The 15,709-nt window shown below is 66.3% G+C and carries 14 protein-coding genes; 12 read left to right on the top strand and 2 right to left on the bottom strand.

The annotated features are described in order from the left end of the window. The first annotated feature begins 30 nt into the window (after window positions 1-30). The 9 genes from ACWDTF_RS17795 to ACWDTF_RS17755 all read left to right on the top strand — a co-directional run bounded on the left by ACWDTF_RS17795 (window position 31) and on the right by ACWDTF_RS17755 (window position 10,278). Window positions 31-2,085 carry a heavy metal translocating P-type ATPase gene (locus tag ACWDTF_RS17795; RefSeq protein WP_433259671.1) on the top strand — a complete coding sequence of 685 codons (2,055 nt, stop codon included), beginning with the start codon at window positions 31-33 and terminating at the stop codon, window positions 2,083-2,085. Between the two features lie 624 nt (window positions 2,086-2,709). Then, the gene (locus ACWDTF_RS17790; RefSeq protein WP_240855139.1) at window positions 2,710-3,234 is read left to right on the top strand and encodes an MSMEG_0572/Sll0783 family nitrogen starvation response protein; all 525 of its coding nucleotides are present in this window, start codon (window positions 2,710-2,712) and stop codon (window positions 3,232-3,234) included. Window positions 3,235-3,236: 2 nt separating this feature from the next. Further along, window positions 3,237-4,136 (top strand): carbon-nitrogen hydrolase family protein, encoded by a 900-nt coding sequence (locus tag ACWDTF_RS17785; protein ID WP_240855141.1) that lies wholly within the window; start codon window positions 3,237-3,239, stop codon window positions 4,134-4,136. After that, complete coding sequence (locus tag ACWDTF_RS17780; protein ID WP_240855142.1) at window positions 4,129-4,425, top strand: MSMEG_0570 family nitrogen starvation response protein; 297 nt, start codon at window positions 4,129-4,131, stop codon at window positions 4,423-4,425. Before ACWDTF_RS17785 ends, ACWDTF_RS17780 begins: the two co-directional genes overlap by 8 nt. 23 nt (window positions 4,426-4,448) lie before the next feature. Continuing rightward, entirely contained in the window at window positions 4,449-5,741 is a 1,293-nt protein-coding gene (locus ACWDTF_RS17775; RefSeq protein WP_240855144.1) for an MSMEG_0569 family flavin-dependent oxidoreductase, read from the top strand. Between the two features lie 54 nt (window positions 5,742-5,795). After that, window positions 5,796-6,851, top strand: coding sequence for an MSMEG_0568 family radical SAM protein (locus ACWDTF_RS17770; RefSeq protein WP_449754779.1), 1,056 nt, complete (start codon window positions 5,796-5,798; stop codon window positions 6,849-6,851). Window positions 6,852-6,854: 3 nt separating this feature from the next. Continuing rightward, window positions 6,855-8,297, top strand: coding sequence for an MSMEG_0567/sll0787 family protein (locus ACWDTF_RS17765; protein WP_449754778.1), 1,443 nt, complete (start codon window positions 6,855-6,857; stop codon window positions 8,295-8,297). Between the two features lie 15 nt (window positions 8,298-8,312). Next, the gene (locus ACWDTF_RS17760; protein ID WP_355274614.1) at window positions 8,313-9,164 is read left to right on the top strand and encodes a carbon-nitrogen hydrolase family protein; all 852 of its coding nucleotides are present in this window, start codon (window positions 8,313-8,315) and stop codon (window positions 9,162-9,164) included. Between the two features lie 4 nt (window positions 9,165-9,168). Then, window positions 9,169-10,278: an MSMEG_0565 family glycosyltransferase gene (locus ACWDTF_RS17755; protein ID WP_449754777.1), complete on the top strand. Its 1,110-nt coding sequence runs from the start codon at window positions 9,169-9,171 to the stop codon at window positions 10,276-10,278. Window positions 10,279-10,425: 147 nt separating this feature from the next. On the opposite strand, the gene ACWDTF_RS17750 is transcribed toward ACWDTF_RS17755, so the two are convergent. Then, a complete protein-coding gene (locus ACWDTF_RS17750) occupies window positions 10,426-12,060 on the bottom strand; it encodes an acyl-CoA synthetase (protein ID WP_449754776.1) in 1,635 nt (544 codons plus the stop codon). 144 nt (window positions 12,061-12,204) lie between these two features. On the opposite strand from ACWDTF_RS17750, the gene ACWDTF_RS17745 reads away from it, so the two are divergent. Next, window positions 12,205-12,825 (top strand): DedA family protein, encoded by a 621-nt coding sequence (locus tag ACWDTF_RS17745; RefSeq protein WP_355274611.1) that lies wholly within the window; start codon window positions 12,205-12,207, stop codon window positions 12,823-12,825. Here the strand turns inward: ACWDTF_RS17745 and ACWDTF_RS17740 are convergent. Continuing rightward, window positions 12,809-13,417 carry a TetR/AcrR family transcriptional regulator gene (locus ACWDTF_RS17740; RefSeq protein WP_449754775.1) on the bottom strand — a complete coding sequence of 203 codons (609 nt, stop codon included), beginning with the start codon at window positions 13,415-13,417 and terminating at the stop codon, window positions 12,809-12,811. The two genes, ACWDTF_RS17745 and ACWDTF_RS17740, sit on opposite strands and share 17 nt — an antisense overlap. Window positions 13,418-13,502: 85 nt before the next feature. Here ACWDTF_RS17740 and ACWDTF_RS17735 point away from each other — a divergent pair, with 85 nt between their 5' ends. Then, window positions 13,503-14,618 carry a hypothetical protein gene (locus tag ACWDTF_RS17735; protein WP_449754774.1) on the top strand — a complete coding sequence of 372 codons (1,116 nt, stop codon included), beginning with the start codon at window positions 13,503-13,505 and terminating at the stop codon, window positions 14,616-14,618. Window positions 14,619-14,623: 5 nt separating this feature from the next. Then, window positions 14,624-15,697: a phosphotransferase family protein gene (locus tag ACWDTF_RS17730; protein WP_449754773.1), complete on the top strand. Its 1,074-nt coding sequence runs from the start codon at window positions 14,624-14,626 to the stop codon at window positions 15,695-15,697. The last annotated feature ends 12 nt before the right edge of the window (window positions 15,698-15,709 follow it).

The following is a 15,709-nucleotide window of genomic DNA, read 5'->3' as shown; positions in this document are numbered from 1 at the left end:
GCCATGGCCACCTCCCATCACGACCCCACGATGCACGGTGATCACATGATGCACGGCGATCACAGCAGCCATGCCGGCCACACCGACCACTCGGGCCACGGTGGTCACGCCGACCACGTGGCCGTCTTTCGTCGACTCTTCTGGATCATGCTGGTCCTGGGCGTCCCGGTCGTGGTGGCCAGCGAGATGTTCGCGCACCTGATCGGCTACCACCTACCGGATGCCACCTGGGTGTCGTGGGTATCCCCGCTGTTGGGGACGGTGATATATGTCTGGGGCGGTCGCCCGTTCCTGACCGGCGCAATCGGTGAGATCCGGCAGCGGCAACCCGGGATGATGCTCCTCATCGCCCTGGCCATCACCGTGGCGTTCGTGGCGTCGTGGGGAGCCACGCTGGGCGTGCTCGACGACGACCTGGACTTCTGGTGGGAACTCGCGCTACTCGTCGTCATCATGCTGCTCGGGCACTGGATCGAGATGCGCTCTCTTGCGCAGACGACGTCGGCGCTGGACTCGCTCGCAGCGCTGATGCCCGACGAGGCCGAGAGGATCGAGGGCGACGACGTCGTGACCGTCACCCCTGCCGACCTCGTGGTCGATGACGTCGTCATCGTGCGGCCCGGTGGCACGGTTCCCGCCGACGGAGTGATCGTGGAAGGCTCGGCCGGGATCGACGAATCGATGGTCACCGGCGAATCGCGGACCGTCGACCGTCGGCTCGGCGATCGCGTGGTGGCCGGCACGGTGGCCACGGACTCTGGGATTCGGGTGCGCGTCACCGCAATAGGCAACGACACCGCACTGGCCGGAATCCAGCGACTCGTCACGGATGCGCAGTCGAGTTCCAGCCGCGCACAACGCCTTGCCGATACCGCAGCAGGCTGGTTGTTCTGGTTCGCACTCGGCGCAGCGCTGATCACCGCGGTGGTGTGGACGGCGATCGGCATGCCCGACGACGCGGTGGTCCGAGCGATCACTGTTCTGGTGATCGCCTGTCCGCACGCCCTCGGATTGGCCATCCCCCTGGTGATTGCCATCGCGACCGAACGTGCCGCGCGCGGAGGCGTCCTCGTCAAGGATCGCCTGGCCCTGGAGACCATGCGGACCGTCGACGCCGTGTTGTTCGACAAGACCGGAACCCTCACCGCCGGCGCGCCCGCCGTCACCGGAATCGAGCCCGCCCCCGGGCACGACGCCGACGACGTGCTCGCCGTGGCCGCGGCCGCCGAGGCCGACAGCGAACACCCGCTCGGCCGGGCCATCACCGCCGCGGCCGACGCGCGAGGATTGGATGTTACTGCGGCGTCGGACTTCTCGTCATCTCCAGCGGTGGGCGTCACCGCAACCGTCGACGGTCGTCGGGTGCGGGTCGGCGGACCCCACCTGCTCGACGAGGAACGCGCCGACGAACTCGGTGTCGCCGACGAGTGGCGCCGCGAGGGCGCAATCATCCTGCACGTCGTGTCCAACGGCGCGGTCATCGGAGCGCTGCGGCTCGACGACGAGATCCGGCCCGAATCGCGACAGGCCGTCGAGGCACTCCACAACGCCGGCGTTGCGGTGGTCATGATCACCGGCGACGCCGAGGCCGTCGCCGCCACGGTCGCCACCGAACTCGACATCGATCGCGTGTATGCCGGTGTGCGCCCGGAAGACAAGGCTGCCAAGGTCGCCGAGTTGCAGAGCGAAGGACGCCGGGTCGCCATGGTCGGCGACGGCGTGAATGACGCCCCCGCGCTCGCTGCGGCCGACGTAGGGATCGCGATCGGCGCGGGAACCGACGTAGCGATCGCCTCAGCCGGCGTCATCCTCGCGTCGGACGATCCACGATCGGTGCTGTCGGTCATCGAACTCTCCCGCGCATCCTACCGGAAGATGAAGCAAAACCTCTGGTGGGCAGCCGGATACAACCTCATCTCGGTTCCACTCGCGGCCGGAATCGCGGCCCCGATCGGATTCGTCCTCCCGATGAGCGTCGGTGCCATCCTCATGTCGGCGTCGACGGTCGTGGTCGCGCTCAACGCACAACTGCTTCGCCGTCTCGATCTGACACCCGAGCGCTCCGTCGAGCGCTATCTGCGCTGACTCGAAATGTTGGGTGACCACCGCGGCGACCTGCGGAAATCTGTACCTGGGAGGCTGGCCACGTGGATAGTGCACGTGGTGGGGTTGAGGGGCACAGGCATCCGACAGGATCGCGGTGGGTTCGGTGGGTCGGAATGCCTCGCGCTCGGCGACCAGGCTCTTCTGGCCTCTACGATCGCCGACGACGTCAGCGGGTGGGTCGATGATCCGAGCGCTTGGTGACTGCCGCTCTGAACTGGGGTAGTGCGCCAGCACCCGGCCCGAAAAATCTAGGGGAAGAACTTCTTCCCCCAAGTTCCAAGTCGTCCCCGCGAAATTTCGTGGGGACGACACCAAGGATAGGGGACGAAACTTCTTCCCCCACTTTTGGTGCGCCCCAAGGCTCGACGACCACCCGCCAAGTGTTCGTCGGGGGGTGGGTCGCTGACTCGGTGGAGCCAGCGGTCATGTTAACGGGATCGGCCGCTCAATTAGTCCGCTCGTAACCACCACGAAATACTGTGGGCGTGAACTGTATTTCGTAGCCAGCAGCGCTACCCACGATCGTAGTCCAACTCGATCACTCCAGGCAGCGTCGCCTGACCCCCGCCACCGTGCCTGCGCACGTGACTCCCAGGAGCAGCCATGCCGTCGTTCGACGAGACCATCACCGCCAACATCGCGTCGTCTCTCGCGGAGATCCCACATCCATCACTTCCCAAGGGCTCCAACATCTATGGCGGAACCAAGATCTTCCCGGACTACCAGGCCGAGGACGGCGAGACGTACTTCACGCTCGTGCACGGCATCGCGCACGAGTCTTCGGTCTCCTTCGTGGCCGTGCTCCAGGCAACACGCGCACTCCGCAAGGGATTCGAGTCGGCCATTTACTTCTACGGCCCGGGCGCGATCAATTGTCTTGCCACCCGTGGCTTTCCGACGACGGGAGACTCCGGTTTCCCCGGCGAGCAGAACATCAACAACTCGTTGGAGACCTTCATCTCCGAGGGCGGCACGGTGTTCTGCTGCCGATTCGGCCTGGCACTGCACGGCGGACGCGAGGAGGACCTGATCGAGGGCGTCATCCCCGCTCACCCACTCGACGTGCAGGACGCCATCATCCACTACGCCCGCAAGGGCGCCATCATCAACTCCACGTACATGGTGTGACCATGACTGTCATCGGATCGGTTGCGGCGAATTTCACCCGCGATCTCGAACAGAACTACCAGACCATCGCCGAGTACGTCGCGCGAGCACGAGAACGCGGCGTCGACTTCCTCGTCTTTCCCGAAGCGGCCATCGGCGGCTACCTCTCCTCACTCGGCAACCATGGCGACACGGTCAAGACGACGTCGCGATCGCTACCTCCCGCAATCCGCCTCGACGGCCCGGAAATCCAACGGGTGCAATCGATCGTCGGTGACATGGTCGTCGCGATCGGATTCTGCGAACTCGCGGAGGACGGAGAGACGCGTTACAACGCGGCCGCCGTGCTCGACGGAACCACGATCTACGGCAGTTACCGCAAGGTGCATCAGCCACTCGGCGAGAACATGTCGTACTCGTCTGGCACGGACTACGGGGTGTTCGACACTCCGGTCGGGCGCGTCGGACTCCAGATCTGTTACGACAAGGCATTCCCCGAGGCGGCCCGGGTGATGGCGTTGGGCGGTGCGGAGATCATCGCCAGCCTGTCGGCATGGCCGGCGGCCCGAACAGCCACCGCGGAGAACCTGCAGGACGACCGTTGGACGTACCGCTTCAATCTGTTCGATTCGGCACGGGCACTGGACAATCAGGTGTTCTGGGTGGCGTCCAATCAGGCCGGGACGTTTGGTTCCCTGCGCTACGTAGGCAACGCGAAGATCGTCGATCCCGGCGGCAATGTGCTGGATTCGACCCTGCTCGATGCCGGACTCGCCGTCGCCGAGGTCGACATCGCCGGCACCTTCACCGCCATGCGGGCCGGCATGTTCCACCTCCGCGACCGACGACCCGACGCCTACGGCGCCCTCACCGAACTCGACGCCACCGGCGACGCAGGATGGCGGAGTCTGGCCCATGCCTGAGATGACGTTCACCGTGCGGTGGCCCGATGGCGCAGTGCAGGAATGCTATTCGCCGAGCCTGGTGATCCACGACCACCTGCAACCCGAGACGAGCTACACGGTCGGCGAGTTCAGCCGACGCGCCACCGAGGCCCTCGACGAAGCAGCCGAACGCGTCCGCGCCAAGTTCGGCTTCGCGTGCACGTCCGCAGCGGCGACCGCCGACGACATCCGCGCCGCTGCGGTCCGCTACCCCACCGAATCAATGGTCGAGGTTGTGACCATGCACCCGCCACTGCCCATCACCTAACACAGAACCCACCTGGAGCCATCATGAGCGAATCGGCTCATACCCCAACACATCACGTCCCCGTCGTCATCATCGGCGGCGGGCAGGCCGGACTCTCCGTCAGCTGGTACCTGGGCCGGGCCGGCATCGAACACCTCGTGGTGGAGTCGCAGACCCCCATGCACGCATGGTCCGACAAGCGCTGGGACAACTTCACCCTGGTCACACCGAACTGGCACTGCCGGCTGCCCGGCTACACATACTCGGGAACCGATCCGGACGGATTCATGACGCGCGACGAAGTGATCGAGTGGCTCGACGGCTGGCTCGCCACCTTCGAACCACCGATGCGCACGCACACATCCGTAACTCGTCTGCGCCAACCCGGCAGCGACGCCTTCGAACTCACGATGACCGGCCCGACCGGCGAACAAGTGCTCACCTGTGACCAGGTGGTGGTGGCCACCGGCGGCTACCCGATCCCGGTGATCCCGCCCTACGCCGCGTCGCTGAATCCCGCAGTCACACAGATTCACTCCGAGCAGTATCGCAACGCCGATCAACTCCCCGACGGGGCCGTCCTCGTGGTCGGCACCGGCCAGTCGGGGGCCCAGATCGCCGAGGACCTCCACCTCGCCGGTCGAGAGGTACACCTCGCCGTCGGGAACGCGCCCCGGGTTGCCCGGACCTACCGCGGACGCGACTGCATGACGTGGCTCTCCGACATGGGCTTGTATGACATCGCGGCACAGCAGTATCCGGGCGGCAAAGCTGCGCAGGAAAAGACCAATCACTATGTGACCGGCCGCGACGGCGGACGTGACATCGACCTTCGCCGGTTCGCACTCGAAGGCATGCACCTCTACGGACATCTCGCCGGCGGCAAGGACTCGGCGTTGCAGTTCGCCCCGACCCTCACCGACTCGCTCGACAAGGCCGACACCGTCTACAACTCCATCTGTGTAGACATCGATCGCTACATCGACGACAACTGCATCGAGGCACCCGAACCCGGGCGCTACCAGCCGGTGTGGCAACCCGACAGCGAGCCAACCGAACTCGACCTCGACACCGCCGGCATCACCGCGATCGTGTGGGCCATCGGCTACCGGCCCGACTACCGGTGGATCGAGGCCAGCGCGTTCGACGGTGCGGGCCGACCCATGCAAACCCGTGGCGCGACTCAGATTCGGGGACTCAGCTTCGTCGGTCTGCCCTGGATGCACACCTGGGGCTCGGGACGATTCCTCGGGATCGACCGGGATGCGCGCCACGTCGCGGAGTCGATCGGGGCCGCACTGGGCCGGCCCGAACTGCGACTCGCCTCAGGTCAGTAGTCAGGAAGACGCATGCCCCGACGGTCAACGACAGGGTCGAACGGAGACATCACGATGACGGCTTCCACCAGGGTCGATCTGGCGCTTCTCGGAATCCGCGGCACGCCACCGGTCAACCGCACCGGCGGCGCCGGTCCCACCGACGACGGACACCTGATCGTCGACGGACTGCATGCCGCGATCCCGCGAAATCCCGACAGTCCCTTCGTGTTCGACGGATCACGTGTCCTGCTCGACGGCGAGGATGCGGGACTCGCGATCGACGTGATCGGGCGCCCACGATTCTACGATCTCACCACCGACGATGGGGTTCCGTTCGAACAGCTCGCAAAGCTGCACGGACGCAACGTCCTTGCGACCACCGTTCTCCAAACCTGCATCCGCTACGCCGAGGACCAACGCTGCCGGTTCTGCTCCATCGAAGAGTCGCTCCGATCGGGTTCGACGGTGGCGGTCAAGAAGCCCGAGCAGCTCGCCGCAGTGGCCCGTGCCGCGGTGGAGCTCGACGGCGTCACGCAGATGGTGATGACCACCGGCACCTCGGCCGGACGGGATCGCGGCGCAAGGCATCTCGCGCGTTGCGTCCGCGCTGTGAAGCGCGCCGTCCCCGACCTGCCGATCCAGGTGCAATGCGAGCCACCCGCCGACTTGTCCACCATCACCGATCTCCGCGAAGCAGGAGCCGACGCCATCGGCATCCACGTCGAATCCCTGGACGATTCCGTACGCAGACGATGGATGCCGGGAAAGTCGACCGTCCCCCTGGCCGAGTACCGCGCCGCGTGGTCCGAGGCGGTTCGCGTGTTCGGCCGCAACCAGGTGTCGACCTACCTGCTGGTGGGACTTGGCGAGGAGCCCGACGAACTGATTACGGGTGCAAAGGAACTCGCCGATGCCGGGGTCTACCCGTTCGTCGTTCCGTTCCGGCCTCATCGCGGGACGCTGGCGGTCGACGTCGATGAGGCGAGGGCACCCGACCCGGCCGTGGTCGAGAAGATCAGCCGCGAGGTCGCCGACCACCTGCGTCTGATCGGGATGACGGGTTCGGACCAGCGCGCCGGGTGCGCAGCCTGTGGCGCATGCAGCATCCTGCCGGCGGTGGGAGGCTGAATCATGTTGGACGGCAATCATCTCGATCCGAGCTCCACTCATCGACCGGCGTCTGGGGTTGATCTGTCGATTCTCGCCGGCCCGCGGACTGCACCACCGTCGTACTTGATTCGCCGGGTGGACGGCGCGAAGCAACTCGCCGCCTACCATCGACTTCGGCACGACGAGTTCGTCGATCGTCAAGGATTGTTTGCCGGAACCGACCGCGACGACGCGGACGACGATCCACGTACCGTGGTGCTCGCGGCAATCACGACCGACGGCGATGTCGTCGGCGGAGTTCGACTCTCCCCCGTCACCACAACGGATCTGGGCTGGTGGGCCGGCAGCAGACTGGTCGTCGCGGCGGGCAGTGACTCAGCCGGGATCGGCCCGGCTCTGATCCGAGCGGCATGCGCGCATGCCGAATCGGCCGGGGTGCTGCGGTTCGATGCGACAGTCCAAGACCGTTACCTGCGGATGTTCTCGGCCCTGGGATGGACGCTGCGGGGCACGGGCCCGACAATTGCCGGCCGCGCCCATAGTCGGATGACCTGGCCCATCGATCACGTCCAGCGGCTCGCCGACAGCTCCAAATCGCTGCTGGCGGACGTCCTCCGACCACTGATGGCACAGCGAGGTGGCCTGGGTCCCAAGGGTTTCCGCGGCGACGACGGTGCACTCATACCCGATACCGACCTCATTGCCGCCTGTGACGCGATCCTGCCGTCGATGGTCGAGCGCGACCCGGAGTGGGCCGGCTGGTGCTCGGTGCTGGTCAACATGAACGACCTGTCGGCGATGGGCGCGCGTCCCGTCGGCCTGCTCGACGCCGTCGGCGCACCGACCCGCTCCCACCTGACCCGGATCGTCCGCGGGATGTCGGCGGCCGCACACGCCTGGCGCACACCGGTTCTCGGTGGGCATACACAGGTCGGTGTGCCCGCGTCGCTGTCGGTGACCGCCCTGGGTCGAACCGATCGTCCGGTCGCGGCGGGCGGTGGACGGCCCGGACACACGGTGTCGCTGCTGGCCGACCTCGGTGGCGCGTGGCGCCCTGGCTATCACGGACGGCAATGGGACAGTACGAGTTCCCGGTCGGCCGACGAGCTCGCGACACTCTCGACGTTGGTCGCCGACCTGGCGCCTGCGGCCGCGAAGGACGTCAGCATGGCGGGGGTCGCCGGCACTCTGGGCATGCTCGCCGAGGCGTCGGGTACCGGCGCTGTGCTCGATGTCGACGCCGTTCCGCGACCGGCCGATGCGTCGATGGGATCCTGGCTCACCTGCTTTCCCGGCTTCGCGATGCTCATCGCAGACCCCACCCCGATCACCGAGGTTGCCGCCCCGGCGGCATCCTCGCCGTGCGGATTTCTGACCGACGAGCCCGGTGTGCGTCTACGCTGGCCCGACGGCGAGACCACGACGGCGATCCGGTCCACGGTCACCGGACTCGGCGCCGCATGAGTAGAGTTCGCTGACATGGGCACCCTCACCCTGGGCGCGCTGGCAGCGCATTTCGGCCGCGATGTGCAACGCGGCGTGTCCAAGGCCGTCGGAATCGTGGAGGCCGCAGCGCGCGATGGTGTCGATCTGCTCGTGTTCCCCGACGCGTCGCTCGGCGGATACATCGGTGACCTGCGTGACCCCGATCCGGACGACCTACCGCCCGCCCTCGATCCCGACGGACCCGAACTGGCCGCGATGGTCGCCGCGGCCGGGCCGATGACCATCTGCATCGGGTACACCGAGGCCGCCGGTAGTGACCGGTACAACTCGGCCGTATGCCTCTCGGGCGACGGTATTCTCGGCACGCACCGCAAGGTGCACCAGCCCGCCGGCGAATCGAAGGCGTACACGGCGGGCGACTCGTTCAGCACCTTCGACACTCCCGTCGGAACCATCGGAATGCTGATCGACTACGACAAGACCTTTCCCGAGTCCGCCCGCAAACTCGCCCTCGACGGCGCCCGCATCATCGCAGCGCTGTCTGCCTGGCCGGCCAGTGTCACCGACCGGGCCACTCGTCTGCCGGCGGACCGACAGTCGCGACTGTTCGACCTCTATGACTGCGCACGCGCCGCCGAGAACCAGGTGTTCGTCGTGTCGTCGAACCTCACCGGCGTCACGGGGTCGCTGCAGTTTCTCGGCCAGGCCAAGATCGTCGGCCCTGGCGGCGACATCTTGGCGACGACGCGTTCCAAAGGTGGTCTGGCAAAAGCATTGGTCGACGTCGATGCCGAGATCATGCGAGCACGACGCGTGTTGAATCACCTCGCCGAGTTGCGCCCGGAGATCTACGCAACGCGCGCTTCGGCCGTTCGAGGAGAGTGACGACATGCGGGTTGCCCTCCTGACCTATTCGACCAAGCCACGTGGCGGCGTGGTCCACACGCTCAATCTCGCCGAGGCGCTTGCCCGCATCGGCGTCGACGTCACCGTGTGGAGCCTGGCTCGCGGCGGTGACGAGGGTTTCTTCCGTTCGATCGATCCGGCTGTGCACCAACGTCTTCTGCCCTTCGCCGACGTCGAGGGTGAAGCGGTCACACCGCGGATCATCAGATCGATCGACACCATGCGCGCCGGATTCGATCCCACCGAGTACGACATCGTGCACGCCCAGGACTGCATCAGCGCCAATGCCGTGGGCACCTGTATCCGGACCATCCACCACCTCGACCAGTTCACGACGCCGATCCTCGTGGAGTGCCACGAGAAGGCTGTCGTCAATCCCTATGCGCGCATCTGTGTTTCGCAGGCAGTGGCCGACGAAGTGCACGCAGGATGGGGGCGCTCGCCCGCAGTGATCCCCAACGGCGTCGACTTCGATCGGTTCGCCGACGCCGCGTCGGCAACACCGGAAGCCACCACAGAGCGGGAGACCTGGCGCGGACAGCTGGGACGGTACGTGCTCGCAGTCGGCGGGATCGAACCACGCAAGGGAAGTATCGACCTCCTCGAGGCCTTCGCGACATTGCGTCGCGAGGATCCGGATCTGCAACTCGTCTTCGCAGGCGGTGAGACCCTCTTCGACTACCGAGACTACCGCGCCGACTTCGACTCCCGCCGAGAAGAATTGGGCATCACACCGGTGGTGATCGGCGCCGTGGACGACGACGCGTTACCGGCGCTGGTCGCCGGTTGCGAGGTCTTCGCATTCCCGTCGATCAAGGAAGGCTTCGGTCTCGCCGCGATGGAGGCGCTGGCCGCCGGACGTCCGGTGGTTGCACGCGAATTGCCCATCCTCCGAGAGGTTTTCGGCGACGCCGTCCGTTACGCCGCGACCGTCGACGAACTGGCCTCCGAACTCGCCGCGGCCCGCACTCCCGACCCCGCGCGAACCGACGCCGGGCGGGAGTTGGCCCGCTCACTCACCTGGGAGGCCGCCGCCCGAGCGCATCTCGATTTCTACCGTGCACATCCCCTGGCCTCGGTGTTGGCCGAGTAGCAACCCCACCTCCTTCCGCTCCCTGAGGTGCGAGCGAGTCGCGACTCCCTACCGCTGCCTGAGGTGCGACGAGCGCTAGCGAGGAGCCTCGAAGGCCTGGTGGTGCGCGTGTGCTCAGCCGGCGGAAGGTCCCCCATCGGAGGTGGACTAGTCCAGCCGCCCCGTCGGGAGCTTGCGGCGAACGAGTTTGCCGGTGGGGTTTCGCGGTAGTTCCTCGACGAACACCACGTCGCGCGGCACCTTGTAGCGGGCCAGGTTCGACTTGACGTGTTGCTTCAGGTCGTCGGGCTGCGGATCGGTGTCGGGTTGCCGAACGATGAACGCGCGCAGTCGATGTCCGAACTCTTCGTCGTCGACCCCGACGACCGCGACGTCGGCGACCTCGGGATGCGCGGCGAGCAGGTTCTCCACCTCGAGCGGGTAGACGTTCTCACCGCCGGACACGATCATGTCGTCGTCGCGGCCCTCGATGAACCACAGTCCACTGTCGTCGACACGCGCCATGTCACCGCTGGACATGTAGCCATCGATGACCTCCTTGTTGCGACCGTCGGTGTAACCCTCGAAGGGCGCCCCGTTGCGAACGAAAAGCCGCCCGCTGACGTTCTTTCCGGTGATGCGGTTGCCCTCGCCGTCGAACAGCGCCAAGCGACTCGACACCGGTGGCCGGCCCACGGTGCCGGGTGCCTGTCGCAGTTCATGTGGTTGCGCGATGGATGCGATCGCGACCTCGGTGGAGCCGTACATGTTGTAGAGCACGTCGCCGAAGGTGTCCTGCACACGCTCCGAGAGTGCCGGTGACAGAGCCGATCCCGCGATCACGATGATCTTCAGCGCCGACACGTCGTACTTGCCGATCACCTCCGGCCCGAGCGCCAGGATGCGATGCAGCATCGTGGGCACCGCGACCAACACCTCCGCGCGGTGTTCGGCGAGGGCGGCCAGGGTCTTCTCCGCGTCGAACCGACGCAGCACCACCGTCTGGTTGCCGAGTGCGGTTCCCACGCCCCAGACCGCAAAGCCGGTGGAGTGGAAGATCGGGGAGACGATCACCATCGAGCCGTGCTGCGGAAGGGGAACACGATCGAGCAGCAGCGCGCTGGTGAACGGCGACATCTTGGATCGTTGCGCACCCTTCGGCAGGCCGGTGGTGCCGCTGGTGAGGATGACGAATCCGCCGAACGTCTCGGGTTCGGGCGGCATGCCGGTGTCGCCCGTCTCGATCACCTCGTCGAGGGTGCGGACGCCCTCGGGTACCGGGCGATCGCCGTCGACCCAGGTGAGAACTCGGGGCATGTCGGGCAAGCCCTCGAGGAGATCGATGAACTCCTCGTCGTACAGCATTGCGCGCACCTTCTCGCGCTCGGCGACCTCGACGAACTGGGTCTTGCCGAACCCGGTGTTCATCATCGCCAGGCGGTAACCGGCGCGTCCCGCCGCGCTCAACGCCAAGATCAGGCCGCGATGGTCGCGGGCGAGCACACCGACGACCGATCCTGGCGCCACACCGGAGGCCAGCAACGTGTTGGCGAGCGCGTTGCTCTGGCGGTCCAGCTCACCGAACGTCACGGTGCCGCGCTCATCGGTGATCGCGGGTGCGTCGGGGTACTCCTCGGCGCCGTGCACGATGACCGCGGACGCCGGGCCGATGGTCTTGCTGCGCTTCACCGCCTTCACTGCCTCGCCCGGGTTGGTCAGATTGATCGCACCGGATTTGTGCAGCACCCGGATCGCACCGACGGTGTCGGACACCATCTCGAGTGCGTTGCGAACAGATGCCATGTGGGCCACTCCTCAATTTCGGAAACGCGCGTTGTCTGATGCCAATGTATGTGGGCTCACAGACTATGGCCACCTGTTGGTGAGATCACCAGCGGGTGATCGCCGACGACGACATTGTCACCGCCCGTCATTAGTCTCTGTGCTGTGCACGCCTTGGCCGATTGGCTCGTCGATCTGATCGCATCGGTGCCGTCATGGGCGGTGTACCTCGTGACCTGCGCGGTCATCTTCTCCGAGACCGCCACGCTGGTCCTCGGCCTCCTGGTTCCCAGCGAGGCGATCCTGCTCGCGGCGGGCGTCGCCGCGGCCATCGGGTCGACGCAGATCGTCGTCCTCATCATCGCGGTGTGCGTGTCCGCGGTCGCCGGCGACGCGGTCGGCTATTGGATCGGCCGACGCTCGGGCCACCGGATGAAGTCCTCCCGGATGGGACGACGATTCGGCGAGGAACGCTGGGCGCGTGCCGCCGAACGCATCAACTCCGACGGCATGATCGCGGTCGCGACCGGTCGCTGGATCGGCTACGTCCGCACGCTCGTGCCACCGATGGCCGGCATGAGCAACATGCAGGGAGCCCGATTCGGTGTGGCCGATGTGCTCGGCGCGACGAGCTGGGCCACGACCGTGCTGCTGGTCGGCTACTTCGCCGGCGCTGCCCTCGGCACCACCGTGCTCTTCTATGCCGCAGTCGCACTGGTGGTTGTTGCCGGTGGTTACTACCTCTACCGCTGGTTGCGGGAGCGCCGCGCTAATCCCGCGCCCTGACCAGGGTCACCAACGCCGCCACTGTTCGGTCGCGGAAGTCGTCGGCGTCGTCGAGACCGAAGGTGAGCGCACGCGCCAGCGTCGACGACACCAGCATCGAGAAGATGGTGTCGACGTCGACGGCCCTGTCCTGGTCGACACCGGTATCCGATGCCACCATCGCGGCAAAGGACTCGCGCACGTCGGCCTCGAATCGGGCCACCAACTGCTCGTATCGGCCCGGTTCATGGTGGTAGGCCGCCAGCAGACCAGGGAGCGCCGCACGGGTGACCGGATCGGCGAGGCGACGCAGGAAGAGCTCCGTCCACGCGCTGATGTCGTCCGTCAGGTCCCCGGTCGGTTCGGGTAGGGATTCGGATTCTGCACCGAATGCCGCGTCCTCGATGAGGTCCTCCCGACGCGGCCAGCGCCGGTAGATCGTCGGCGTGCCCACACCCGCACGACGGGCGATTGCCGCGACCGTCGCTCCACCGAATCCCTCCTCGTCGAGCAGCTCACGGGTCGCACGCACCACGGCCTGATGCTTGATCGGATCGCGCGGGCGGCCGACGGTGCCGATCTCGGAGCGGGAAACGTCCTGGTCGGTGCTCACGTGAGAAGAGTATCGCGAAAACGCCACTTTCATTCCGTTACGGCACGTAACGTAATGCGAGTCGCTCCCCAGGAAGGACCGCCCCATGCTCACCGCCCACGACGAACTCCTCTGTCATCAGCTGCCCACCTCGTTCGACCACGTCGACCAGAGCGACCTGCGCTGGGTCGAACGCATCGTGATGTACGGCTTCGACAAGTCCGGCGACATCAATGTGATGACCGGCCTCGCCCGATACCCGAATCGCAACGTCACCGACGCGTACGCGATGATCACCCGACGCGGCGGCGAGACCCGCGTGGTGCGCATGTCCACCGAAATACTGGGCAGCGACACCGGATTGGGCCACTACACGGTCGGCCCGTACACCTATTCGGTCGAGGAGCCGCTGCGCCGCGTTCGTTCGCAGCTGCGAGCCAACGAGCAGGGTGTCACGCTGGATCTCACGCTCACCGGCGAATTCCCGGCCTACGAACAGACTCCCGCATTCCACCGCGAGCGTGGCCGGATCAAGGAGGATGCGCGGCGCTTCTATCAGAACGGCCGCGTCGAGGGATACATCGAGGTCGACGGCGAACGACTCGACATCGACCCCGACCGCTGGTGGTTCGGCCGTGACCATTCCTGGGGTGTCCGCAACGGTCCGGGCGGCGGCAGCCTGCCCGAAGGAACCCACATGCAACCCGGCGAGATCCCCGACGGCGTCCTGTACTACATGGGAATCTTCCAATTCGACGACCATATAGTGCATTTCGCGCAACGCGAGACCAGCATCGGGCAGCGGTGGCAGTTCGAGGGCGAGATCCTCCACCCCATCGACACCGGCCGCCCCGCCAACACCATCATCGACGTCGAACACGAACTCAAATTCCGTGAACAACGACGCCTGATCGCCGGCGGTGTGTTCACGATCCTGCGCGCCGACCGCTCGTCGACATCGATCGAAGTCACACCGCTGTGCGACTTCTGGCCCGGCCTGGCCGGCTATCAGGAGTTCAACGGGTACGCCTCGGGCCATTGGCGCGGAACCGATTTCATCGACGGATTCACCGTCGACTCGTCCGACCCCGATGTGGTGGCCCCGGTGAGCCTGGTGTCGGAGACCCTGTGCGAGGTGCGCATGGACGGCAAGGTGGGTCACGGTCTCGTCGAGATGGTGTTCATGGGTGCCTACCCTCGCTACGGCTACACCGGATGGTGAGGGCGATGGATACCGCTCACCGCACCCTGCGCCCCACGCCCGAGCAGCTGCCCGACGCAGTGGTCGACATTGTGCGCTCACGCATACCCGGCGCCGAGGACGCACGAATCACCAACTGGCACAGCGCACCCATGGGCCGATCCACCGAAACGTACCTCTTCGACGTGGTCGATGTGCGCGGCCGCGACGGACATATCGGCGACGAACCGCTCGGACTGGTGTTGCGACGGCCGCCCGAGTACGCGGTGCTTCCCGATTTCGACCTTCGCCGTCAGTATCTGACGATGCAACGTCTCGGTGGATCGGGTGTCCCGGTGCCGACGATGCGCTGGATCGACCCGGACACCGACGCACTCGGGACGCCTCACTTCGTGATGGACCGCATCGACGGCGTCTCGACGGTCAGCGACATGCCGCCGTATCACCAGGAAGGCATCTACGCCGACACCGACGACGCCGGTCGTGCCCGTTACTGGAATGGTTGTGTCGACCTGATCGCCGCAACCCACGCCGTCGACGTCGACCGCCACCGGCTCGGCTTCCTCGCACTCGACGCATTCGGCGCCGAGCCCGCCGAGCAGGTCATCTCCTTCCTGCGCCACGGTCTCACCTGGGCCGCGGATGGTGCACCGATGAAACCCGCATTCACACAGGCACTCTCGTGGTTGGAACAGCACACCTACCAACCGTCGCGCATGACCCTCTGCTGGGGCGACAGCCGCATGTCCAACGTGTTGTACGCGCCGGACAGGACCCCGGTGGCGGCGGTGGACTGGGAGGTCGCCTACCTCGGCGATCCGGCCGGCGACCTTGCGTGGATGTTCCTCACCGATTGGGTGAGCAGTCCACTGCCCGATCACGCTTCGGCCGCCGGCACGCCGAGTCGAGCCGAAACCCTCGACCGCTACGAACAGCTCACCGGCCACCGGGTCGAGAACATGCTGTTCGCCGATGTCGCAGCCGCGCTGCTGCTGGGCATCGTGCTGATCCGGCTCAACACCTCCCTCGGCCTGGACGGGATCGACCTCACCGACATCTGCGCACAGCGTCTGGACCTGGTACTCGGCGGCGGGGTCTGAGTCATGGGGCGG

Source organism: Gordonia sp. NPDC003422, assembly GCF_053588675.1.
This window is presented reverse-complemented; position numbering and strand designations above follow the sequence as displayed.